This is a genomic window from Acinetobacter sp. CS-2 (genome assembly GCF_016599715.1).
In the GTDB taxonomy this organism is placed as follows: Bacteria; Pseudomonadota; Gammaproteobacteria; order Pseudomonadales; family Moraxellaceae; genus Acinetobacter.
In genome coordinates, this window is the sequence record NZ_CP067019.1 from 404,727 (window position 1) to 426,959 (window position 22,233).

22 protein-coding genes are annotated in these 22,233 nt (G+C 44.1%); 12 read left to right on the forward strand and 10 right to left on the reverse strand.

The features are described 5' to 3' along the window. Positions 1 to 222 precede the first annotated feature (222 nt). The 3 genes from JFY49_RS01845 to JFY49_RS01855 are packed head-to-tail and all read right to left on the reverse strand — an operon-like array spanning position 223 to position 5,272. A complete protein-coding gene (locus JFY49_RS01845; RefSeq protein ID WP_086195241.1) occupies positions 223 to 1,098 on the reverse strand; it encodes an Hsp33 family molecular chaperone HslO in 876 nt (291 codons plus the stop codon). Between the two features lie 50 nt (positions 1,099 to 1,148). Continuing rightward, positions 1,149 to 2,990: a monovalent cation:proton antiporter-2 (CPA2) family protein gene (locus tag JFY49_RS01850; protein ID WP_086195242.1), complete on the reverse strand. Its 1,842-nt coding sequence runs from the start codon at positions 2,988 to 2,990 to the stop codon at positions 1,149 to 1,151. Positions 2,991 to 3,049: 59 nt separating this feature from the next. Then, positions 3,050 to 5,272: a primosomal protein N' gene (locus JFY49_RS01855; RefSeq protein ID WP_086195243.1), complete on the reverse strand. Its 2,223-nt coding sequence runs from the start codon at positions 5,270 to 5,272 to the stop codon at positions 3,050 to 3,052. Between the two features lie 152 nt (positions 5,273 to 5,424). Here JFY49_RS01855 and gspF point away from each other — a divergent pair, with 152 nt between their 5' ends. From gspF to JFY49_RS01870, 3 genes are all read left to right on the forward strand, one after another. After that, on the forward strand, positions 5,425 to 6,630 hold the full coding sequence (gspF, locus tag JFY49_RS01860) for a type II secretion system inner membrane protein GspF (protein ID WP_086195244.1): 1,206 nt from the start codon (positions 5,425 to 5,427) through the stop codon (positions 6,628 to 6,630). A 45-nt stretch (positions 6,631 to 6,675) separates the two neighbouring features. Next, the gene (gene gspG, locus JFY49_RS01865; RefSeq protein ID WP_086195245.1) at positions 6,676 to 7,113 is read left to right on the forward strand and encodes a type II secretion system major pseudopilin GspG; all 438 of its coding nucleotides are present in this window, start codon (positions 6,676 to 6,678) and stop codon (positions 7,111 to 7,113) included. A gap of 280 nt (positions 7,114 to 7,393) precedes the next feature. After that, positions 7,394 to 7,729 carry a hypothetical protein gene (locus JFY49_RS01870; RefSeq protein ID WP_086195246.1) on the forward strand — a complete coding sequence of 112 codons (336 nt, stop codon included), beginning with the start codon at positions 7,394 to 7,396 and terminating at the stop codon, positions 7,727 to 7,729. 165 nt (positions 7,730 to 7,894) lie between these two features. On the opposite strand, the gene lnt is transcribed toward JFY49_RS01870, so the two are convergent. Further along, positions 7,895 to 9,454, reverse strand: coding sequence for an apolipoprotein N-acyltransferase (gene lnt / locus JFY49_RS01875; protein ID WP_086195247.1), 1,560 nt, complete (start codon positions 9,452 to 9,454; stop codon positions 7,895 to 7,897). Further along, on the reverse strand, positions 9,451 to 10,290 hold the full coding sequence (locus JFY49_RS01880; protein ID WP_086195248.1) for an HlyC/CorC family transporter: 840 nt from the start codon (positions 10,288 to 10,290) through the stop codon (positions 9,451 to 9,453). The genes lnt and JFY49_RS01880 overlap by 4 nt, the downstream gene beginning before the upstream one ends. A gap of 200 nt (positions 10,291 to 10,490) precedes the next feature. On the opposite strand from JFY49_RS01880, the gene tusA reads away from it, so the two are divergent. Beyond that, complete coding sequence (gene tusA / locus JFY49_RS01885; protein WP_086195249.1) at positions 10,491 to 10,748, forward strand: sulfurtransferase TusA; 258 nt, start codon at positions 10,491 to 10,493, stop codon at positions 10,746 to 10,748. A 140-nt stretch (positions 10,749 to 10,888) separates the two neighbouring features. Here tusA and JFY49_RS01890 read toward each other — a convergent pair whose 3' ends face one another. After that, positions 10,889 to 12,601, reverse strand: coding sequence for an electron transfer flavoprotein-ubiquinone oxidoreductase (locus JFY49_RS01890; RefSeq protein WP_086195250.1), 1,713 nt, complete (start codon positions 12,599 to 12,601; stop codon positions 10,889 to 10,891). A 184-nt stretch (positions 12,602 to 12,785) separates the two neighbouring features. Between JFY49_RS01890 and JFY49_RS01895 the strand changes: the two genes are divergently transcribed. The 5 genes from JFY49_RS01895 (at position 12,786) to JFY49_RS01915 (ending at position 17,220) form a co-directional block, all read left to right on the forward strand. Next, positions 12,786 to 13,397 (forward strand): DUF1285 domain-containing protein, encoded by a 612-nt coding sequence (locus JFY49_RS01895; RefSeq protein WP_086195251.1) that lies wholly within the window; start codon positions 12,786 to 12,788, stop codon positions 13,395 to 13,397. A gap of 48 nt (positions 13,398 to 13,445) precedes the next feature. Beyond that, positions 13,446 to 14,318 carry a glutamate racemase gene (murI, locus tag JFY49_RS01900; RefSeq protein ID WP_086195252.1) on the forward strand — a complete coding sequence of 291 codons (873 nt, stop codon included), beginning with the start codon at positions 13,446 to 13,448 and terminating at the stop codon, positions 14,316 to 14,318. Between the two features lie 127 nt (positions 14,319 to 14,445). Continuing rightward, complete coding sequence (locus tag JFY49_RS01905) at positions 14,446 to 15,474, forward strand: DUF4062 domain-containing protein (RefSeq protein WP_180176748.1); 1,029 nt, start codon at positions 14,446 to 14,448, stop codon at positions 15,472 to 15,474. A gap of 66 nt (positions 15,475 to 15,540) precedes the next feature. Continuing rightward, entirely contained in the window at positions 15,541 to 16,554 is a 1,014-nt protein-coding gene (gene hemH, locus JFY49_RS01910) for a ferrochelatase (protein WP_086195254.1), read from the forward strand. A gap of 21 nt (positions 16,555 to 16,575) precedes the next feature. After that, positions 16,576 to 17,220, forward strand: a complete 645-nt coding sequence (locus JFY49_RS01915) for an MBL fold metallo-hydrolase (RefSeq protein ID WP_086195255.1) — start codon at positions 16,576 to 16,578, stop codon at positions 17,218 to 17,220. 33 nt (positions 17,221 to 17,253) lie between these two features. Here JFY49_RS01915 and JFY49_RS01920 read toward each other — a convergent pair whose 3' ends face one another. Together JFY49_RS01920 and JFY49_RS01925 are read right to left on the reverse strand one after the other, a co-directional pair. After that, entirely contained in the window at positions 17,254 to 17,439 is a 186-nt protein-coding gene (locus JFY49_RS01920) for a hypothetical protein (RefSeq protein WP_086195256.1), read from the reverse strand. Positions 17,440 to 18,037: 598 nt separating this feature from the next. After that, positions 18,038 to 18,223, reverse strand: coding sequence for a DNA gyrase inhibitor YacG (locus tag JFY49_RS01925; protein WP_200223537.1), 186 nt, complete (start codon positions 18,221 to 18,223; stop codon positions 18,038 to 18,040). A gap of 84 nt (positions 18,224 to 18,307) precedes the next feature. Between JFY49_RS01925 and JFY49_RS01930 the strand changes: the two genes are divergently transcribed. The 3 genes from JFY49_RS01930 (at position 18,308) to JFY49_RS01940 (ending at position 20,686) form a co-directional block, all read left to right on the forward strand. Further along, on the forward strand, positions 18,308 to 18,982 hold the full coding sequence (locus tag JFY49_RS01930; protein ID WP_171263157.1) for an SAM-dependent methyltransferase: 675 nt from the start codon (positions 18,308 to 18,310) through the stop codon (positions 18,980 to 18,982). A 7-nt stretch (positions 18,983 to 18,989) separates the two neighbouring features. Further along, entirely contained in the window at positions 18,990 to 20,192 is a 1,203-nt protein-coding gene (locus JFY49_RS01935; protein ID WP_086195259.1) for a TIGR03862 family flavoprotein, read from the forward strand. An 83-nt stretch (positions 20,193 to 20,275) separates the two neighbouring features. Further along, positions 20,276 to 20,686 (forward strand): GFA family protein, encoded by a 411-nt coding sequence (locus tag JFY49_RS01940; RefSeq protein WP_086195260.1) that lies wholly within the window; start codon positions 20,276 to 20,278, stop codon positions 20,684 to 20,686. A 64-nt stretch (positions 20,687 to 20,750) separates the two neighbouring features. On the opposite strand, the gene JFY49_RS01945 is transcribed toward JFY49_RS01940, so the two are convergent. Together JFY49_RS01945 and JFY49_RS01950 are read right to left on the reverse strand one after the other, a co-directional pair. Beyond that, a complete protein-coding gene (locus JFY49_RS01945) occupies positions 20,751 to 21,365 on the reverse strand; it encodes a hypothetical protein (protein ID WP_086195261.1) in 615 nt (204 codons plus the stop codon). 10 nt (positions 21,366 to 21,375) lie between these two features. Continuing rightward, positions 21,376 to 22,158 (reverse strand): class I SAM-dependent methyltransferase, encoded by a 783-nt coding sequence (locus tag JFY49_RS01950; protein WP_086195262.1) that lies wholly within the window; start codon positions 22,156 to 22,158, stop codon positions 21,376 to 21,378. Between the last annotated feature and the right edge of the window lie 75 nt (positions 22,159 to 22,233).

The window sequence follows — 22,233 nt, forward strand, 5'->3', positions numbered from 1 at the left end:
GTCAATATTTCCAATTATTAATTTATTTTTATGCATTAGAAATAAAGCATTATTTGAGATAGTTTTGCTTTATTTTAAAAGCGGATTTTACGCTAAAATATTTAAAATACAAGTGTAAAAAAACGCTATAAAATAAAGTAAAAAATGATGTATTTTATTTTGGAAAGATAAAAAAAGAGCAGTAATTATTATTGCTGCTCTGATTTTGTTTACTTGATCAAATTAACTTAAGTGTTTGCCAAATAAACCAAAGGCTTCTTCCGCAGTAAATGTGTAGCGGGTACTACAGAACTGGCAATCCATGGTAATGGGATTCTGGAACTCTAAAGTTTCACGTACTGCTTCCACACCAATTTGAATCAAGGCATTGGCGCAACGCTCTTTAGAACAGGTACAACCAAAGCTTAATTGTTCAGCTTCAGGTAAACGCACATCTTCTTCATTGTACAGACGGTAAAGAATTTCAGTCGGTTCCAGATCTGTGAGTTCCTCCGCTTTCAATGTCTCGGTCAGTATGGTCAGGCGTGGCCAGAGGTCTTCATCCACACGTTGCTGCTCTTCTTCACTATTGCGTGGCAAGAGCTGAATCAGCAGACCGCCAGAACGTTCAGCTGTGCTGGATAAAACGATTTTTGTTGGAATTTGTGCAGATAAATCATAGTACTGCATCAAACAGCCAGCCAAAGTATCATGCTCAAGCGCAATAATACCCTGATAGCGTTCACCGAATTCAGGCTCAATATTAATAAACAGTATCGGATTGACCAGGGCATTAAATACCGTGCTGCTGTTTTCTGCCTGAAAAAAGCGTGGATCTTCTTCATAATCGGCTGATGCACGTAGCTGGCCTAGATGGTTACATTCAGCCATAGCCCATTTAAAAGTGCCAGCTGCCTGAATTTGTAGGCTGATCCGGCCTTTAATTTTCAGGGTACTGGCTAACAATGCGGTAGCGCTGAGCATTTCCCCCAAAAGGATTTGAATGGCTTGCGGATAGTCACGTTGCGCGAGAATCGTTTGCAGAACGCTTTCCAGATGAACCACTTCACCACGAATCGGGCAATTTTCAATATAAAAGCGTTGACGTAATTCAGACATAAATTTCTCCAATAGCCCGTGTTAATGGTGTCTATATTGTAAAACACAAGCTAGTTACTATCATCTCTTGTGACATCAATACGCTGATGTGCTAAGCCGCGTTGTAAATTGACGCCAGTGGGTTCTTGACGAATTTGAGCATCACTTTCAAATAAATGCTCAAGTTCTGCCAGTGCATTACGATGGGTCTCATAAATTTTCTGTTCATCAGTATAAACCCGTTGCTGTTGAAGCAATAATTTCTCATCGTAATCACGAAACAGTTCAATACTCTTATACGCATCTTCTTCGCTAATCTCTAATTCGCGTAAAGCGCGATAAGCCATACCTAGCGATGATAAATAAGTTTCACGCCAGATCTGTTCGACACCTAAATCGCGCAGTAAATGCACATGATGACGGTCTCGGGCACGCACCAAAAGTTTCAGATTGGGATAGTTTAAACGAATATGACGTGCCACATTCATGGAGTCTTCAATATCATCAATCGCCAGAACAAAAACTTTGGCGTGTTCAATGCCTGCGGAACGTAAAATATCGGGTTGTGTCGCGTCCCCATAGTATACCGTGCCGCCATAGTTGCGTACGAAATCGACTTTTTCCAGGTTACTGTCAATCGCGGTAAAAGACTGGTGTTGTAAATGGGCAATACGAGCAATAATCTGTCCGAAACGGCCAAAACCGGCAATGATCATCGGGTTATGGATGTCTGGAATTTCATCATAAACTGGCGTTTTTTCTTTATCTATTAAAGGAATAATCCAGCGACTGATCAACCAGTAAAACATCGGGGTGAGCACCATGGAAAGGGTCACAATCAGGGTCAAAGGCTCAAGCATGGCTTGAGTAAGAACTTTTTCACTCGTCGCGACTTTCAGCACCACAAAGGCAAATTCACCGCCTTGGGCCAGGCAGGTCGCAAGTAGTAAGCTGTTACGCCATGAGTATTTTAAATAACGGGCAATCGCCGCCAGGGTGATACTTTTGACCAGCATTAAAATGAGGGCACCGCCAATAATCAACCAGGGCATATCTACCAGAAGGGATAATTGTGTGGTCATACCCACCGTCATGAAGAATAAGCCCAGCAGCAGTCCTTTAAACGGTGCAATACTAGCTTCCAGTTCGTGACGGAATTCAGAGTCGGCCAGCAACACCCCGGTTAGGAAAGCGCCCAGGGTGGTACTGATGCCGAGTACATCCATCAGCACCACGACACCCAGTACAATAAACAAGCCGACTGCGGTAATCAGTTCATGCGCCCCGCTTTTGGCCACAAAGCGGAAGAATGGCCGCATCATATAGCGGCTAAACAGGAACAAACCGCTAAAGGTGGCAATAATGGCGGCAAAGTAGGCCACTCCATGGTGGGTCGATTCAGTACCTGCCAGTAAGGGAATAATCGCCAGCAGCGGAATGGCCGCAATATCCTGAAACAGTAAAATGGAAAAAGATTGTTGCCCGAAGGTGGTGTTGAGTTGCTGCTTTTCTGAGAGCAGCTGTAACACAAAGGCAGTGGAGGATAGCGCCAGCGCCATACCAATCACAAAACTGGCGGCCAGGTTCTGCTGTAAGGCAAAAAAAGTCACGACTGCCAGAATAACTCCGGTAATGCCGACTTGTAAGCTGCCCATCAGAAAAATGGATTTACGCATTTCCCACAGCCGTTGCGGACGCAGCTCCAGACCAATAATGAACATCAGCAAGATGACACCAAATTCTGCCAGTTCCTGAATCGCCTCCGGGTCACTGGCCATATTCAATACGCTGGGACCGAGCAAAATACCTGTAAACAAATAGCCGAGTACTGTGGCAATGCCAAAACGCTTGGCGAGCGGCACCAAGAGCAGCGAAGCACCCAGAAAAATCGTAATTTGTAACAGTAGCGACATCAGTTTGTCCTGGAATTTATTTTAATGTCAAAAGAATTAAGCAACGTCTGACCTTTGATTTAGCTTAATTCCTGAGGATCTATATCGAGTGTCAGTTTCATGTTTGAGGGCTTTTCATGCAACATATTTTGCCACCAGGTACGGATATAAAAATGTAATCGGGCACGATCTTGTGACAGCAGCACCATATGCGCCTGATAACGCCCGGCCTTACGTTCCATCGGGGCAGGAATCGGTCCCCAGATATCAATCAGGTTTTCCGAAACCTGTCTTAACGCCTGAGCATGCTGCTGTAAAAATTCCTGGTTCTGTTCCTGACTTTTCGATTCACAGCGTATTAAGGCTGCATAACGAAAAGGCGGTAAAGCAGCGGCCTGACGTTCTTTTAAGGTCTGTCTGGCGAAATGCCGGTAATCTTTGTCAATTAAGGTATTTAATAGTGGATGATCCGGTCTCAGGGTTTGTAAATAGACTTCACCTTTGCGTTCACCGCGTCCGGCACGACCAGCGACCTGTACAATCAGTTGTGCCGTGCGTTCGGTGGCACGGAAATCGACACTGAGCAGGCCGGAATCAATATCTAAAATAGCCACTAAAGTGACATAGGGAAAATGATGTCCTTTGGCCAGCATCTGGGTGCCGAGCAAAATCACCGGTTCACTTTTCTGGATTTTGTCATAAATTTTTTGCCAGCTGCCGACCCGGCTGGTGGAATCGCGGTCGACCCGGATCACATCGAAATGGGGGAACAGTTGTTGCAGGTTTTCTTCCACTTTGGCGGTGCCCAGGCCAATCGGTTTTAATTCACTATGCTTGCACTGCGGGCATTGTTCCGGTAGACGGTGAATGCTGCCACAGTGGTGACAATGCAAATGCTGATAAGGCTGGCGATGCACGGTAAAGTTGGCATCACAATGCGGACATTTGGCTTGCCAGGCACAGCTTTCACAAATCAGTACCGGGGCATAACCGCGACGGTTTAAAAACACCAATACCTGTTCTTTTTTATCCAGACGTTTTTGAATTTCATCAATCAGGCTTTGGCTCATGCCATTCTGTTTTTGTGCAATTTTCAGGTCAATCAGATGAATTTTTGGCATCACGGCTGCACCGGCACGCTGATTCAGTTCTAAACGGGTCATTTTCCCCATTTCAACCAGTGCATAGCTGTCAATACTTGGGCTGGCTGAGCCTAAAATAATCGGACAATTTTCCAGATGGGCACGGTACATTGCGACATCACGGGCATGGTAGCGAAAGCCTTCCTGCTGTTTGAAAGACAGGTCGTGTTCCTCATCCAGAATGATCAGGCCCAGATTGGGCAGCGGCGTATAAATGGTTGAACGGGTCCCTAAAATAATCGAAGCTTTGCCAGTTTGTGCAGCCTGCCAGGCTTGCAGGCGCTTTGAATCGTTCAGTCCTGAATGCAGTAGTACAATGTTGCCATGAAAACGTGACTGGAACCGGCTGATGGTCTGCGGGGTCAGGCCAATTTCAGGCACTAAAACCAAGACCTGTTTACCCTGTTTCAGCACCTCTTGCATGATTTGCAAATACACTTCGGTTTTACCGCTCCCGGTCAAGCCATCCAGTAAAAAAGCCTGATATTTTTTCTGGGCTTTCAACACCTGTTGAATGGCTTTTTTCTGATCTTCATTTGCGGTTAAGGGCATTTGTGCCAGGGTGACCGGTTGAGGACTAAAGTCCTGATGTTCCAGAATGCATTGCACAATCGCCTTTTTTTCCAGTGCCTTGAGTGTCGCCGTTTCAATTCCGGCTAAATTTAAAATATTTTCTGTGGTGCCTTGAGGATGTAATTTCAGCACTTTATAGGCTTGTTGCTGTTTTTCAGAGCGCATCAGCTTGTCTTCAGCATGCAAATCCAGAACTTTCCACATGCGGGCCAATAAATTATAGGGTTTGCCCTGACGTAAAAATGTCGGCAGGGCACTCTGAAATACTTCACCAATCGGAAATTGATAATATTGCGCGGACCAGGTGAGCAAGCTTAAAATTTTTTGATCTAAAAGCGCTTGTTCATCCAGCAGTTCAGTGATGGCTTTGAGCTTAAAATGTGGATCAATCGGGGTATCGGCCGTTAATTTTTCAACAATAATGCCCACCAGATTTTGCCGTCCAAACGACACGGCCACACGTGCCCCAACTTCAGCTTGCTGATATTGTTCAGCCGTTAAAGTGTAGTCAAAACAGTCATAGAGATGTACAGGTACGGCAACACGAATGCGATAAATGTCGGCTGGAGTCGGTGGTGTATTTGGCATAAATAAAGGTCAAATGGTCCTGATCAAATTTCGTCGTGCTAAGGATAGAGTTATGTTAGAGTGAGCAAATCATTTATAGCTAAGAATATGAATGATTTTGGTGGTCAGACGCAACCGCGCTGAAGCAAATTTTAGAAAATTAGAGCATCACAATGCCTGCATATCAATTTACTGCCATTGATGCTTCAGGGAAGCAGCAAAAAGGCGTGTTAGAGGGTGATTCGGCACGTCAAATCCGTCAACAGCTCAGAGACAAAGCGCTTATTCCTGTGACGGTTGATCCTGTTGAGCAAAAAGACAAGCATAACTCAAAACGCTGGTTTCAGAAAAAAATCACGGCTTATGATTTAGCCCTGTTTACCCGTCAACTTTCAGTTCTGGTGGCAGCTGGAATTCCTTTGGAAGAAGCGCTGCGGGCGGTAGGCAAGCAAAATGAAAAGGCTCATGTGCAAAACCTGTTGATGTCAGTGCATTCCAAAGTAATGGAAGGTTATTCACTGGCCAATGCCTTGCAGCAGGCCGGACGCTTACCGGATTTATATATTGCCACCATTGCAGCGGGTGAACGCTCGGGACATCTGGATTTAATTCTGGATCAATTGGCCGATTACACCGAAAACCGCTTTGCCATGCAAAAGAAAGTGCAGGGCGCGATGATTTATCCGATTATTCTCATGCTGATGTCTTTTGCCATTGTGATGGGGCTGATGACCTATGTGGTTCCCGACATCGTCAAGACTTTTGATCAAAGTAAAGATGCCTTGCCGTGGATTACGGTTGTGCTGATGAAAGCCAGTGATTTCATCCGTGTGGCCTGGCCGTTTTTACTGATCGCCAGTGTACTGGGTTTCATCACTTTGGCACGTTTTTTAAGAACGTCTGCCGGGCATTATGCCTTTGATCGTTTAACGCTCAAATTGCCATTATTTGGTAAATTATCGCGTGGTATAAATGCAGCACGTTTTGCCAGCACCTTATCGATTTTGACCCAGTCTGGTGTACCTTTGGTTGATGCACTTAAAATTGGCGCCGCGGTAAGTAATAACTGGGTGATCCGTGACTCTGTTAACCAGGCAGCCGAGCGTGTCACTGAAGGTGGTAACCTGGCGACACAATTGGAACGCAGTGGTTATTTTCCAGCGATGATGGTACAAATGATCAAAAGTGGTGAAGCATCCGGCGAGCTTGATCGTATGCTGCAGCGCGCCTCGACCATGCAGGATCGGGAAGTGACTACACTGATTTCCACTTTACTGGCATTACTTGAGCCTTTAATGCTGGTCTTGATGGCAAGTATCGTGCTGGTAATCGTGATTGCTGTGATGATGCCAATTGTGAATATGAACAATATGATTTAACTGATTTTACATTTTATAAAGATAATGATTGTGCGAGAGAGTGAGATGCAAGGGAAACGATATCAAGTGAAGCAGTCTGGCTTTACCCTCATTGAAGTGATGGTGGTGATTGTAATTTTAGGTGTATTGGCTGCACTGATTGTTCCTAATGTGATGGGGCGTGGTGAAAAGGCCAAGGTTGATACCACTTCCATTACCTTAAAAGGCGTTGCTGGTGCTTTAGATCAATATAAACTGGATAATGGTAAATATCCGTCTATGCAAGATGGTGGTTTAGATGCACTGGTGAATCAGCCTGCTTCGGCTAAAAACTGGATGCCGGGCGGATATGTTAAAGGTGGTTATCCGAAAGACAGCTGGGACAATGATATTCAATATGTGATTCCAGGCGCTGAAGGCCGCCCATTTGATTTATATTCTTTTGGTGCTGATGGCAAAGAGGGTGGTGAAGATACGGATGCCGATATTTATTATCAGCCTTAATTAGAAATCACTATTTATTTTAATTTATCGAATATATCACTTCACTTCATCTGAATATTCAATAGAAGCTGAAGTGATAATAAATCTTAATTATAAAATATATATTAAAATATTGAATTTAAACAGAATATATAATAATCATTATTTGAGAGTTATAATAAGAATTATTCCCATATTTATTGATTACAAGAATTGTAAAATATGAATAAATATAGTCTTTTTATTTAATTAAAACTGAGCATAATATCCTTAATGGTATTTTTTAGCCAAGGAGAATGGAATGAAAGCATTAATAGTATCGGATGAAATTAACCAATTTCACTGGGCAATGCTCAAGTCTGTTCTTTTGATTTTGAGCTTGCTTCCCATTAGCCAGGGCATTCTAAGTTTATGGAATGCAACCGAAGGCAGTAGCCAGATCATGGTTGGCTTTTTTGCCATCAGTGTATTTAGCACATTATTTGTATTGTGTTTTTGGTCTGCATTAAAAGCCACTGTACTCAACTTAAAACAACAACAGTCTTCAACTTTAGAACAGGGTGTGGTGAAAGTTTATCGTTATATGCCGATGCTATTTTTAGCAGCCATGATGTCTTATTTGGTGACTCAGCTATAAATTAAAGGTAATAAAAAACCGAGGTATTGACCTCGGTTTTTAGTGCCTTTTTATTTCTTCTCCCTCTGGGATGAGGAATATATTCCGCAAGAGGATGAGGGTGATTAATCATAAATAATTAACCTCTCCCTAGCCCTCTCCTAGAAGGAGAGGGAACACTTAAAGCTAGCGCCGTGATTTAAACGACACATCCACCTTACGTGGACGGAAGCGCCAACCCAGTAGTAATAGCAATAATGACACAATCAATACTGGCCAATCACTTAAGCGCATATACAAGGTTTCGCCCTGCATGGCAGGTAGTTCACCACGAAGAATCGCAGTTTGATCGGTCGGTGCCTGTTTGACAATATGTCCGTGATGATCAATAAATGCCGTCACCCCGGTATTGGTAGCACGAATAAACCAGCGTCCATTTTCCTTGGCCCGCATCTGTACCATCTGCAAATGCTGCCAAGGTCCCGCCGTTCCGGTAAACCAGGCATCATTGGACACCGTAACCAAATAATCGCTTTGACTGGCATTACGACGGGTCAGGTTAGGATAAGCGACTTCATAGCAAATGGCCGCACCCAGCGCATGATTTTTCACATTTAACGGTTTCTGGTCGCGTGCTCCGCGAGAAAAACCGCTCATAGACGGGTCATTCTGTAATGCAGGCAGTACCCAGCTGAGCCAGCCCGATAAAGGTACATATTCGCCAAATGGAACCAGACGCTGTTTTTTATACAGACCATGCGACTCATCACCACTTGCCATAATGCTGTTGTAGTACATGGGGTGTTGTTCAACTTGTGATTCTTTTAAATCCCAGTAGGGGATACCCGTCACCCACGCTGTTCCGGTTTTATTGGCCTGAACTTTCATGGCATCCAGAAAGGGTTCAATATCAGTCTGGAACATTGGAATGGAAGATTCCGGCCAGACGATCAGATCCCGTCCCCATTCAGTCCGGCTTAAACTGGCGTAGATCATCAAGGTTTTGACCTGGTATTCGGTCAGCCATTTCAGGTCTTGCGGAATATTGCCCTGAATCAGGGAAACGGAAAGCGGTTTCTCACCTTTTTTTTCAACAAATTGAAGATAAGAAGCACCCCAGGCACCCAGCAGTAAGATGGCAGAGGGGATGATCCAAAACACACGTTTATTGATGATTTCCACCAGCGCACAGGCCAGTATAATCACCACAAACGATACACCGAAAATACCGAATAAGGGTGCATAGTTATCTAGGAAACGTTCGGTAAAGGCATAACCGACAAATAGCCATGGGAAACCGGTAAATACCCAGGTTTTAGCCCATTCGAAGAATATCCACAGCGGTGCAAAAGTCAGGGGTGTTTCCGGGAAAAAGCGGCGATAGATCCAGGTTTGCAGCGCGGTAAATAGTCCCATCACCAAGGCCATAAAGACAATCATCAGTACGCTTAGGAAAGCACTGGTATCGCCATAGACATGGATTGAGGTATACAGCCAGAAGGCACCGACAAACCACAAGCCAAAGCCATAAGCCCAGCCAATAAAAAAAGCCTGTGGAGCAGAGCGTTTACGCAGTGAAGCATAGAGCAAAGCTGGAGACAATATGGCCAGCCACCAGTAATAATAAGGTGCCAGTGCAAAACTGAATAAGGCACCTGAAAAAAGCGAAATGAAAAAGGGATAAATAAAAGGGAGCTGCTTGTGTTGTTGAGATGAATTTAACAGCTTATCAAAGTAAGTTCTCATTTACGGACAGCTCGAATCAGATGAATAGTACGTGCATCTGCTTCTAAAATGGTAAATTCCCAATTCTCAAGTTCAATCACTTGACCTTGTAAATCGCTGACTAGACCCATTTCTTGAAGCAATAAACCGCCGACAGTTTCTACTTCATCATCGGAAAAATCAGCATCTAAAACATTGTTAAAGTGTTCAATTGGTGTAAGTGCCTGAACCAGCCAGGTATTCGCCGTGTGTGGATCGTTATCGGGAATAATGTACTGGGCTTCTTCATCGACCTTGTCGTGTTCATCTTCAATTTCACCGACAATTTCTTCCAGAATATCTTCTAAAGTGACCAGACCTGAAGTGGTGCCATATTCATCAATCACTACTGCAATATGGGTCTGGGTGTTTTTCAACATCCGCATAACCTGATCGGAACGCGCACTTTCCGGTACAAACAGCGGTTGGCGCATGAGTGCGCGGATATCTACTTTAGAGGTGGGTTCGGTCAAAAAAGGCAGCAGGTCTTTGGCCAATAAAATGCCGACCACATTATCCGGTTGATCAGATGAAAAAACAGGAAAACGTGAATGTGCAGATTCCACCAGAACATGCAGAATATCGAGCAGCTGATCATCTTCTTGCAAGCTGATCATGGCGGTTCGTGGGGTCATGACCTCGCGAATTTTGGTTGCCGGAAGGTCAAGTACGCCTTCAAGCATGGCAACAGTATCGGGTTCTAAAAAACGACGTGAATCTTGTACTAATTTTAACAGTTCGTCGCGAGTTTCGGGTGCTGTACCCAGCCATTTGCGTAAGCCGCGCATGCCCCACGACGGGCCTGATTCCTCGTGCATGATCTTTCCTAAAGACGCTTAATATCTAAAAAATGTAATTTTAATCATACCGTAGAAAATACAGTTGTCTATCGCTAATCTTCATCTAAATCACAGGCAATTGAGTCAGAAAACCAGGCTATCTCCTTCATTTTCCTGTATATCACCGGACCTGTATGTTTATGCTAAAATAACCGCAGCTTTTAAACCTGAGTTTTCTGATGTCTGAACCCTCTGTTACGCCAAGCATTCAATTAAATACCCGTGGACTACGTTGCCCGGAACCGGTGATGATGCTGCATCAGGCCATTCGTAAATCCAAGTCTGGCGATGTGGTGGAAGTATTCGCAACGGATAATTCAACTTCTTGGGATATTCCAAAATTCTGTATGCATTTGGGACATGAGCTGTTATTACAAGAAGAACGTTTAGATGAAAATGGCAATAAAGAGTTTCATTATCTGGTACAGAAGGGTTAATGATTTTTTATTTAAAACACGTGATTAGAGATGTGTGATTGAAAGATTGATTCATCACTTACGACTTAAATTTTAAGTTGTTTTAATCTCTCAAAAATAAACCCGCTTTTTAGCGGGTTTATTTTTATCTTATATGAGGATTACATATTCGGGTAATTAGGACCACCGCCACCTTCTGGTGTTACCCAAGTGATGTTCTGTGAAGGATCCTTGATGTCGCAGGTCTTGCAGTGTACACAGTTGGCTGCATTGATCTGGAAGCGTTTAGAACCGTCATCATTTTCCATGATTTCGTATACACCCGCAGGGCAGTAGCGCTGCGCCGGTTCATCCCATTTTGGCAGGTTCACATTCACTGGAATTGAAGCATCGGTCAGTTTTAGGTGAGCAGGCTGGTTTTCTTCATGCACAGTGTTGGATACAAACACCGAAGACAAACGGTCAAAGGTCAACTTGCCATCCGGTTTTGGATAGTTCGGCTTAAAGTTCACCGCATCCACGGTTTTCAAGGCACTGAAGTCTGTTACCAGGTCGTGCAGGGTAAACGGTACTTTAAATACGTTCTGGTCGATAAAGTTAAACGCACCACCGATCCACTGGCCAAACTTGTGCATCGCGGGGCCAAAGTTACGCGAGTTATACAGCTCTTCTTTTAGCCAGCTGTTGTTGAACTTGTCGGTATAAGCCGTGAGTTCTTTGGCAAATAAGTCTTCACCTTCAGTCACACGCGCAACCGCCAGATCACCACCTTTTGCTACACCGGCAGCAATTGCTTCAAACACTGCTTCACCGCAGAGCATGCCGGATTTCATCGCGGTATGTGAGCCCTTGATTTTGGCAAAGTTCAGGAAGCCGGCATCGTCACCAATCAGCGATCCGCCCGGGAAGGTAAATTTCGGTAGCGAGTTAAAGCCGCCTTTGGTCACGGCACGCGCGCCATAAGAAATACGTTTGCCACCTTCCAGATACTGCTTGATCAGCGGATGGGTTTTCCAGCGCTGCATTTCCATAAAAGGATACATATGCGGGTTGGTATAGGATAGATCGACAATCATGCCTAAAGTCACCTGATTGTTTTCCGCATGATACAACCACCAGCCGCCTGAAGAGCCTGTTTCAGACAATGGCCAGCCTGCACCGTGCATCACCAGACCTGGCTTGTGTTTCGCAGGGTCGATTTCCCACAGCTCTTTGATCCCGATACCATAATGTTGTGGATCTGAATCTTTATCGAGGTTGTATTTGGCAATTAAACGCTTGCCGAGGTGGCCACGACAGCCTTCAGCAAACAGGGTGTATTTGGCATGCAGTTCATAGCCCGGAGTAAAGTTATGTGTCGGTTCGCCATCCTTGCCAATGCCCATGTCACCGGTTTGAATGCCTTTCACCGAACCATCTGCATGGTACAGAATTTCAGCAGCGGCAAAACCCGGGAAGATCGATACTTCCAGCTCTTCCGCTTTTTGACCCAACCAGCGCACCACGTTGCCGAGCGAGATAACATAGTTGCCATCGTTATGCATGGTTTTAGGCACCATCCAGTGTGGCGCTTCTTGTGATTTTTCATCCGAGAGCAGGAAATAGGTCTTGTCTTCGGTCACTGGAACATTTAAAGGTGCACCTTCTTCCTTCCAGTTCGGGAACAGCTCATTCATGGCACGTGGTTCCAGTATCGCACCGGACAAGATGTGCGCACCGACTTCAGAGCCTTTTTCCACCACACAAACCGACAGATCGTTCAGGTTGTTTTCAATTGCAAGTTGACGGATCTTGATCGCTGCAGAAAGACCGGCCGGTCCTGCACCTACGATGACGACGTCAAACTCCATCGATTCACGTTCGATGTGTTCCATGTAGGATTCCTCATATCATTAGAAGGTGGCGACCGTCATTATTCCGGTGCTGCCATGAGTGTTCTGTATGCCCAGACACAATTTTAGTATCGTGCCTTTTATATTGTGGGCTAGTATAGTTTTAAACCTTGATCTAGCCAATTGGCTGAATCATATTATTTTTCCGTCAGCAGGGTCTTTAGTCATGATTAATCAAAATAATTCACCAAATTCGACGAAAAAAGTAGCTATTGGCGATGATAAAAATTTAAAAGGCATTGCACAATACTTAAAAGATGCACAGGCCGGTCACAAAAGGTCAATCCCACCTCTGGATCAATTCAACCCAAAGCATTGTGGGGCAATGGATTTAAAGGTAAAAGCCAATGGAGAATGGTGGCACGAAGGTCAATTGATCAAACGACAAGCCCTGATTGACTTGTTCTCAACCGTGCTCTGGAAAGAACAGGGCAAAGTCTACTTAAAAACCCCGGTTGAGCAGGTTGAGATTGAGGTGGAAGATGAGCCTTTATTTGTCAATCAGGTCGACCAGATCGAGATTGATGGAAAGACCTATATTCAATTCACCACGACCACCCAGGATATAGTGATTGTCGATCAGGAGCATGCAGTTTTTATGCGTGAATATGAAAGTGAATTACGTCCTTATGTACACGTGCGTTTCGGGATTAACGCCTTAATTCAACGCTCTGCTTTTTTTCATTTAATTGAAATGGGAGAGCTGCTTGAAAATGACAAAAATGAAACCATTTTAAGCTTACAAAGTGGCGATTTTTACTTGCAATTAGGCACCTGAGGTTTAAGCTTTGATTTTCCGATTTCTTGAACTGCTGAAAGTGAAACCATGACAGCCATTCATCCTGTTTATCCTTTAATCGATCCAATGCCCAAGGCACAAGCTGATGCACCCATCGGGATTTTTGATTCTGGAATAGGTGGCTTGTCTGTAGCACAAGAAATTGCCAGACATTTACCCAAAGAACGTATTGTTTATTATGCCGATACTGCACATGTGCCGTATGGGCCGCGAAAAGATCAGGAAATTCGTGAGCTTACGGCGCATGCAATTGAATGGCTGTATCGGAAAGGATGTAAAGTCGCGGTGGTAGCCTGCAATACTGCTTCTGCATTCAGTCTGGATTATTTACGTGATCATTATGGAGAAAATTTTCCAATTATCGGTCTGGTACCAGCACTGAAACCGGCCGTTTTGCAAACTAAATCCAAAACCGTGGCGGTGCTTGCCACGCCTGCAACCTTTCGTGGTCAGCTGATTAAAGACGTCATCCAGCGTTTCGCAATTCCTGCTAATGTGAAGGTTATTCCTGTCACTTGTCTGGATTTGGTGCCCTTTGTGGAAAGTGGTGCACAGATGAGCCAGGCATGTTTAACCACCTTAAAAGAAATTTTGCAACCGGTGGTCGATCAGGGGGCCGACTATTTAGTTTTGGGGTGTACACATTATCCCTTCCTAAAACCTGCAATTCAGTCTATATTTGGTCAGAAACTGACATTAATTGACTCTGGGCTGGCAGTTGCGCGACAAACCGCCCGTATTTTGATTAAAAATCAATTGTTATTTGAGCAAGATCGAAATAATGGCTTAGCTATTGAGTGCTATGTGAGTGGCAATAATGCAGAACATTTAAAAACCGTGTTGCAGTTCCTCATTCCAGAAGATTTAACGTGGAATTTGAGCAATATGGGTGTTGAATAAGTAAAGAAATACAGCTAGTGTTCTGAAATATATTAGAAAAATATTTATATTGGGGTGTTGAATTATATTGTGATTGCTCAGAGATGAGTTTGTCAGGATATAATAAGCAATTGGAAGAGGATAACCAATGCTCGATAAGCGTTATCAGGTTTTTATTACCACTTCTGGTAGTGAAATGCAGCCGGAACGAATTGTTTTAGCTCAAACTTTAGTAGGCATGGGGTTCTTTTCCTGGGGCTTAGAACAACGGACACCTTTAAGCACCGCGTTTGCACGGCGTCAGATTGATGATTGTGACTATGTGATCCTGCTGCTGGGCAGTCAATATGGTGAACAGTCTGTGTCAGGTGTAGGTTATATGCATCTGGAATATATTTATGCAGTCACCAAACAGAAACCGATTATTGTGTTTATGCATGAAGATCCTGCCTCACGTGATGAGTCTTTGCATGACCAAAAACCTGAATTGCGCGAAAAATTTTTAGAATTCCGCAAATTATTACAGCAAGAAGTGGATCAGGTTTTTACTTACCGTAGCCTGCGTGATCTGGAAATGGCCGTGCGTTTGAACATGCCACAAATGCTGGAGCGTTATCCGGTATCGGGATGGGTTAGACCGCAAAACACCCAGGCTTTACATGATGAAATTGATCAACTGAAAGCTAAAATTGAGCAGCTTGAAACCGAAGTCGGAAAACGGGAAGTCGACCCGTTCCTGTCCTTGCCTAAAGTGTCCATGCAAGAAGTATTTTCTTTTGAATATCGTATGCATGCCTATCAAGATGGTAATTTTAAGGAACTGAAAATTCAGAAGAAGCTCACTTGGGCTCAGCTCCTGTCTATTTTGGGCAGCATGTTTGTCAATCCAACACCAGAAGAATATTTTTCCAAATGTATCAATGATTACTTGAATGATACTGGGCTGGCTGATGCCCGGGTGGAAATGCCACGTGCCCATGCCGTTGCCCGTGCACAAATTAATATTCGTGCCTTACACAGTATTAAACTGCAAATGCGTCAAAATGACTGGATTGTCCCGTCAGGCCGTGATGACCGTCAACGGATGCTCTGGCAGCTGACCCTCAAGGGACAAAAGCTACTTGAAAGTAATTTGCTTGATAATGATCGTGTTTTTCAATTTAAATCTGCATTTTAATCCATATAAAGAAAGTGCAGAAAGCTGTTAAAGTAAAGCAGTTCATTTCTATTGGAAAAAGGTCTGATGTCTTCTGCAGCTAAAACAAAAGTCACGATTATTTTGGCCAATTTGGGTACGCCGGATCAACCCACGGTCCCTGCAGTTCGTCGTTTTTTGAAGCAGTTTCTGTCCGACCAGCGTGTCATTGAAATCCCCAAGCCAATTTGGCAAATCATTTTACGGCTGTTTATTTTACCTTTTCGTCCCAAGCGTGTGGCCCATGCCTATGAAATGGTGTGGCAGAACGATTCTCCCATGCGTGAAATTTTGTTGGACCAAGTCATTGATGTAAAAAAAACATTAACAGAGCAATATCCTGAATTTGAACTCAATGTCATTCCAGCCATGACCTATGGCAATCCAGGCATTGATTCTGCCTTGAATCGCTTGTCACAGGATATTCCAGATCACATTATTTTATTGCCTTTATTTCCGCAGTATTCGGCCACCTCAACAGCACCTTTATATGATGCCCTCGCAAAATGGATTTTGACGCAGCGCAATTTGCCAGGTCTGTCCATCATTCGTGATTATTATCAGCATCCCGCATTTATTCAGGCACTGGCACACAGTGTCTGGGACTATCAGGCCGTACATGGCCAGCCAGAAAAACTATTGATGTCATTCCACGGCATCCCTCAGCCTTATGCAGATAAAGGCGATCCTTATGCCGATCGTTGCCGTATCACGGCACAATTATTGGCAGATGCATTAGGCTTATCCGAGGAGCAATGGGCCATCAGTTTCCAGTCGCGTTTTGGAAAACAGGAGTGGGTAAAACCCTATACTGATGCCTTGCTGGAAGAATGGGGCAAGCAAGGGGTGAAATCGGTTCAGGTGATGAGTCCTGCTTTCTCCGCAGATTGTCTGGAAACCCTGGAAGAATTAGCGCTGCAAAATGCTGAAATGTTCCAGTCGGCAGGTGGTGGAGAATATGCTTATATTCCGGCATTAAATTGTCGTCCAGATCATATCGCCTTGCTCAGCACACTGCTTCAGGCTAATCTTGATGGATTAAAGCATACATTCGCTCACTAATTTTTCCGAGGTTTCATTCTTATGCTGCAAGTCAAAATTGTGCCGGTCACCGCATTTCAGCAAAACTGTTCAATTGTTTGGGATGCAGAAAGCAAAGAAGCCATTTTGATTGATGCTGGTGGTGAAGCGGAAAAATTAAAAGCCGAGGTGGAAGCTTTGGGGCTAAAGGTAAAGGCCTTATGGTTGACGCATGGGCATCTGGATCATGCTGGTGCAGTCGGGGCTTTAAGCAAGGCTTGGAATGTACCGGTGATTGGTCCGCACAAGGAAGATGTCTTTTGGCTCGACATGATTCAGGAAGTATCGCAACGTTATGGTTTTCCTGTTCCTGAAAAGGTAGATGTGACTCAATGGCTTGAAGGCGGAGAAGTGTTAATGCTGGGAGAGGAAGAGTTTGAAGTTCGTTTTGCTCCAGGTCATACGCCGGGTCATGTGATGTTCTATAACAAAAACTATGGCCTGCTATGGACAGGAGACGTATTGTTTAAAGGGTCCATTGGACGTACCGATTTCCCGCGTGGCAACCACCAGCAGCTGCTTGATTCGATTCAACGTGAATGTTTTAGTTTGCCGGATGAAACCCAATTTATTTCCGGTCATGGTCCCTTAAGTACCATTGGTTTTGAAAAACAGCATAATCCTTTTGTAGCAGGTAAAGCAGGTTAATTTTTCCTGTAAGAGATTGATGAATTCATTTCATTAATCTCGATGAAAGGGTCCACTGCGCAGCTGTTTTAATTCCAAGGCAATAATAATGGCTGCAAGCATGAATAAAATGCCAATCGCAATAATAATGCCATCGTGGATATACAAGCCGAAAATCAGCCCCACAATACTGAAGCTGACAAACAGAAAAAATAGAATTTTTAAGCACCAAAGACCCATGGGGCTCTCCTTTTTATAGCTTTTAAAATTTATTGGTGTTCGTTTTTATCGTTATGAGGCTGTTATAGCCCAACTGTACTGTTTTTAAGTTTAGTTTTAAGTGTTCAATTAAGAAAAATTTTATTGCTATTCTTGTAGAAGGATTATAGTTTAAAAAGTGAGTACGGGTTATTCTTTTTATCGGTAAATGAGAGAAATTTAACAGTTGTAAAAAACTGTTTTTAAGTCGTTTTTGTGGGTAAATTTGAATTACGTAATGAAGAAAATAAGAAACAAATTTATAGGCACATGAACATTTCTCTATAAAAGGCTGACTTGTATCACGTAATTTATAGCTTATTATTTTGAGGGATGAATTGTGAAGCGACTATTGATAAAAATAGCCCTGTTTATATTTACTATTCTCATGTTGGCATGTTTGGGTTTGGGGATTTATAGTCAAGATTTGCTGATCACGGCGATTGGTATCCTTCTGATTTTTTGTATTATTCTTTTGGTTTTAGAATATAAAAATATGCTTTCCAATCCATTTGACTAAGGTGGATCAATCCATTTTATCCACCTTTAGACGAGTTTTCCTGCGGATCACGCAAGACGATTAAAATTCATCTTGTTCGCCACTGTTATCTGCTTGCGGTGCATCCTGAGTCGGCAGTTTATATTCATCACTGGCCCAGGCTCCCAGATCAATCATTTTGCAACGTTCTGAACAAAAAGGACGAAATTCATTGCCTTCCCAAGTGGATGGTTTGCCACAGAGGGGACACGGAAAAGTACGCGGCATGTTATTCTCCGAAGAAAAATAAGGATTCAATTAGGCAAATACAGTCGCTCTTGCTAGACTTGAGCGGATTTTTGTTAGTTTGATCTGATTATGCCAATTCGTCAATTTCAAGCACAGCGTATGCATGCGCCTCGTGATTTTCAAATGATTCGCCCAGATCCCGTTTGTGTGGAAATTGGTGCCGGTAAAGGTAAACATGCCTTACTGTTTTCAGCTCAAAATCCTGAAAAAAAATTGATCGCCATTGAGCGCACACGTGAAAAATACCTGGCCATGCAAAAACAGCATGCTCTGGAAGGACAAAAGAATTTACAGGCGATTCATGCCGATGCCATGCCGTGGATTGTGCATGCCTTATTGCCTGCTCAAGTACAGCAGTTTTTTATTCTCTATCCGAATCCCGAACCGCATAATCCGGCGCAACGCTGGTTAAACATGCCATTTTTTGAGTTTCTGCTGTCACGCTTACAGCCGGGTGGTACCGTCACATTGGCCAGTAATATTCCTGAATATATTGCAGAAGCACAGCAGCAGTTGATTGAAGTCTGGAAATTGCCTTTTGTCAAAGAAGTGATTCCAGCTACATCGGCGCGTACCCATTTTGAAATTAAGTATCTGCAGCGTGGTGAGTTGTGCCAGCAACTGATCATCAGCAAACCTGAAAGCTACCCGACACGTTTTGATGAGTTTATGCCTTTACAAGGGCAAAATTCGGTTCAAGCGGGAGCAGCAGAAGCTGATATTAAAAACGCTGAATGAGTTGGTTATGAAAAAGCGTGTTGCAATTATTGGAGCGGGCCCCGCCGGTTTAATGGCCGCGGAACTGTTAAGCCAATATGGTTATCAAATTCATGTCTATGAACAAAAGCCGTCTGCCGCACGCAAGTTTTTGATGGCGGGTAAAACCGGGCTGAATATTTCCCATGCTGAGCCAATCGAGCAATTTATCCAGCGCTACGATCAGGCAGAATGGCTCGCCTCTTGGGTAAAAAAATGGGATGCGAACTGGATTCAGCAATGGATGAAGGGTTTGGGGATTGAATCCTATATCGGCTCATCAGGACGGGTGTTCCCGGTAGAAATGAAGGCGGCCCCTTTACTGCGTGTCTGGTTGAAACGTCTTGCTGAACAGGGTGTGATATTTCACTATCGCCATCAGGTCTTGAATTTAAACGGTCAGCAATTGTGTATCCGGGATTTAACCACCCAGCAAGACAGCCAGCAGGTTTTTGATGCCATCATTATGGCTTGTGGCGCGGTATCCTGGTCGCAACTGGGTAGTGACGGCGCATGGCAGCAATGGCTGTCTCAGGGCGATATTGAAGCCTTTCAGGCCAGTAATGCCGGGGTAGAACGTATCTGGTCCAAGTTTATGCAGCCGGTCTTTGGCCAGCCTTTAAAACGTGTAGAAGCCTGGGTAGAGGGTCAAACTAAAAGTATGGGCGATATTGTGATTACCCATTATGGTCTGGAAAGCGGGTTGATCTATAAGCAAGGGCGTGCACTGCGTCAGCAAGTGAAAAATGGTCAGGTCATGCAACTGTATCTGGATTTGCTTCCCGATCAAGGTATTGAGCAATTGGCGACAAAATTACAGCCAAGTAAAAAGCAGTCGTTGAGCAATGTCTGGCGTAAGGCAGGACTGGATGCAGCCAAAGCCAATCTGGTACGTGAACTGGTTAAAAAAGACGTATGGAACGATCCGCTGGCTTTAGCCCAGCAGATCAAGCATTTGCCTGTTGTTTTAGTGGGATTCCGTCCGATCGAAGAAGCGATCAGCTGTGCGGGTGGCGTAAAACGCGATGTTCTATCGGAACAGTTGCAATTGAAGTCCAATCCGCATGTGTTTTGTTGCGGCGAAATGCTGGATTGGGATGCACCGACTGGAGGCTATTTGCTGACTGCCTGTTTTGCGACAGGTCGTGCTGCAGGCGAGGGTGTGCATGCCTATCTGGCTGCACAAAAATAACAGTGCATCATGCGGCCAGTTTTGAACTGTGATTTAAAACCTGCTAAGTTGCAGATTCAATCCTTATAAAAAATGCAGCAGTTATGTCAGAACAAAAGCGATATACAGGAAGTTGTTTGTGTGGCGGTTTGCGCTATGAAATTCGGGGCGAAATTGGCGACATCGTGCAATGTCATTGCCAACGTTGCCGTAAGGCCAATGGGACGGCCTTTGCCACCAACGCTCCAATTCAAAAAGCCGATTTTCACATTGTGCAAGGTGAACATTTACTGAAAAAATTTCAGTCCACCGAAACCACACAGCGCTGTTTCTGTAGCGATTGTGGCTCGCCGATTATCAGCATTAAAACTGATACGCCCGATCTGTATCGCCTGAGAATAGGCACGCTGGATACACCGTTGCAGCAAAAGCCGACGCAACATATTTTTGTGGCCTCCAAGGCCGAGTGGGATACCATCTGTGATGGTCTGCCACAATATGAAGAACGACCTTAGTCATACTGAAACTAGTGATTAAAAGATCAAGGGATTACAGTATCCCTTTTTTACACACAAAATTTTAATAGCCAGATTCAGTTGTCCCAGATTTGGCTACTTCAGCTTTTTTTGTTTCGGCTTGGTTCATGTCTGGATATTGTGATTGCCAGTGTTCCAGCTGTTCCTGAGCATGTAAAAATTCACCCAGGCCTTTGGCTTGATCTGCTGAATTTTTAATGGGTTCTGCTTTTTTATCTTTGTGCTCATCATAAAGCTTGGCTTGAGCTTGCCAGTATTCCGCCATCAGCCCCTGAATATAGCGTCCCTGTTGCGTTTTTAAATTCAGTTGTTTGAGCATGTTCAGGGCAGACTGGATATTGTCACGTTTACGGTTGTAGGCAAATTCCTCTGTTAGCGAACCGTTCTCCTGCATTTTCACCAGTTCATCTTCCATTTCATCGCTCATTTGGGTAAAACGCGTGTCAAAGTCAGTCAGCATGGCGATATCATGCGGATCATCCGGGGTTTTTTCAAAGGCTTTCACCGGTTCAGTAATCAGCTCCTGCATCACTTTATCTTCAGATTGAACTTTATCATTTGGAGATGGAGTACCGTCACGGTCATTACAGGCCGTCATCAGTACACTTGAGCACAGTAAAACAGGAAGAGCAAAATGTTTGAATTGACGTTGCATCATGATGGTTCCTTTATTTCTGATCGAGTGTTTTAAAGTCATAGGCATAGGTCACATAGGGGAATGCGATTTCATCTTGAGGATGCTTGCCTGTATACTCTAAAACGATCTGTTCAAATTCAGCTTTTAACTGCTGCTGTTCATGTGCTGACATGGCGGCAATAAAACTGGTAGAGAGCAGGCGTTTAGACACCACCTGTTCCACAGTGCCGACATGTTGCTGCTGAAACGTTTCGGTATTTTGTAATTGAAACAAGGCTTGCTGTTCAAAGACCTTTTTCCATTGACCGCTATGATAACGTGGCGTATTGCCTTCCAATGGCTCAATACGGTCTGCCAGTGCTTTGACCCAGTCGACCTCAACATCGCGCTGATTCCAGATCAGTGCCAGATGTCCGGCCGGTTTGAGCACTCGATGAATTTGTGTTAACGATTCAAGATTGGCAAACCAGTGAAAGGATTGTGCACAGACCACAGCATCTATACTATGGGCGGTTAAAGGCAGAGATTCACTCGACGCCTGTAGCGTTTTAATGTCGGGATAGGCGAGTTGCAATTGTGTCAGCATGGCCTGAATTGGCTCAATGGCAATGATGTGTGAGGTCAGCTGTTTTAAGTAAGGTAAGAATTTGCCAGTACCTGCACCCAGATCAACCACCTGCGACTGTTCACCCAGTTGGAGCTGATCACGTAGCCAATTGACGATGTCTTGTGGATAACTCGGACGAACTTGTTGATAAAGTTCAGCGGCAGAACTGAAGCCTTTTTGAGCAGCAGGATGAAGTGATTGTGTCATATTTTGCGCTTTTTAATCTTCATGGCATCTATAAAATAACATATTCGCTTTTCGTAAATAGGCAAGGTGTCTATT

Excerpts from the sequence above, each read along its gene's own strand:
- JFY49_RS01850 (WP_086195242.1), bottom strand. The coding sequence starts at position 2,990 with ATGTCGCTACTGTTACAAATTACGATTTTTCTGGGTGCTTCGCTGCTC.
- JFY49_RS01870 (WP_086195246.1), top strand. The coding sequence starts at position 7,394 with ATGAAAGCATTAATAGTATCGGATGAAATTAACCAATTTCACTGGGCA.
- gspF (WP_086195244.1), top strand. The coding sequence starts at position 5,425 with ATGCCTGCATATCAATTTACTGCCATTGATGCTTCAGGGAAGCAGCAA.
- JFY49_RS01935 (WP_086195259.1), top strand. The coding sequence starts at position 18,990 with ATGAAAAAGCGTGTTGCAATTATTGGAGCGGGCCCCGCCGGTTTAATG.
- JFY49_RS01940 (WP_086195260.1), top strand. The coding sequence starts at position 20,276 with ATGTCAGAACAAAAGCGATATACAGGAAGTTGTTTGTGTGGCGGTTTG.
- JFY49_RS01895 (WP_086195251.1), top strand. The coding sequence starts at position 12,786 with ATGATTAATCAAAATAATTCACCAAATTCGACGAAAAAAGTAGCTATT.
- JFY49_RS01905 (WP_180176748.1), top strand. The coding sequence starts at position 14,446 with ATGCTCGATAAGCGTTATCAGGTTTTTATTACCACTTCTGGTAGTGAA.
- tusA (WP_086195249.1), top strand. The coding sequence starts at position 10,491 with ATGTCTGAACCCTCTGTTACGCCAAGCATTCAATTAAATACCCGTGGA.
- JFY49_RS01945 (WP_086195261.1), bottom strand. The coding sequence starts at position 21,365 with ATGATGCAACGTCAATTCAAACATTTTGCTCTTCCTGTTTTACTGTGC.
- JFY49_RS01915 (WP_086195255.1), top strand. The coding sequence starts at position 16,576 with ATGCTGCAAGTCAAAATTGTGCCGGTCACCGCATTTCAGCAAAACTGT.
- JFY49_RS01925 (WP_200223537.1), bottom strand. The coding sequence starts at position 18,223 with ATGCCGCGTACTTTTCCGTGTCCCCTCTGTGGCAAACCATCCACTTGG.
- JFY49_RS01950 (WP_086195262.1), bottom strand. The coding sequence starts at position 22,158 with ATGACACAATCACTTCATCCTGCTGCTCAAAAAGGCTTCAGTTCTGCC.
- JFY49_RS01890 (WP_086195250.1), bottom strand. The coding sequence starts at position 12,601 with ATGGAACACATCGAACGTGAATCGATGGAGTTTGACGTCGTCATCGTA.
- JFY49_RS01880 (WP_086195248.1), bottom strand. The coding sequence starts at position 10,290 with ATGCACGAGGAATCAGGCCCGTCGTGGGGCATGCGCGGCTTACGCAAA.
- JFY49_RS01920 (WP_086195256.1), bottom strand. The coding sequence starts at position 17,439 with ATGGGTCTTTGGTGCTTAAAAATTCTATTTTTTCTGTTTGTCAGCTTC.
- lnt (WP_086195247.1), bottom strand. The coding sequence starts at position 9,454 with ATGAGAACTTACTTTGATAAGCTGTTAAATTCATCTCAACAACACAAG.
- gspG (WP_086195245.1), top strand. The coding sequence starts at position 6,676 with ATGCAAGGGAAACGATATCAAGTGAAGCAGTCTGGCTTTACCCTCATT.
- JFY49_RS01845 (WP_086195241.1), bottom strand. The coding sequence starts at position 1,098 with ATGTCTGAATTACGTCAACGCTTTTATATTGAAAATTGCCCGATTCGT.
- hemH (WP_086195254.1), top strand. The coding sequence starts at position 15,541 with ATGTCTTCTGCAGCTAAAACAAAAGTCACGATTATTTTGGCCAATTTG.
- murI (WP_086195252.1), top strand. The coding sequence starts at position 13,446 with ATGACAGCCATTCATCCTGTTTATCCTTTAATCGATCCAATGCCCAAG.
- JFY49_RS01855 (WP_086195243.1), bottom strand. The coding sequence starts at position 5,272 with ATGCCAAATACACCACCGACTCCAGCCGACATTTATCGCATTCGTGTT.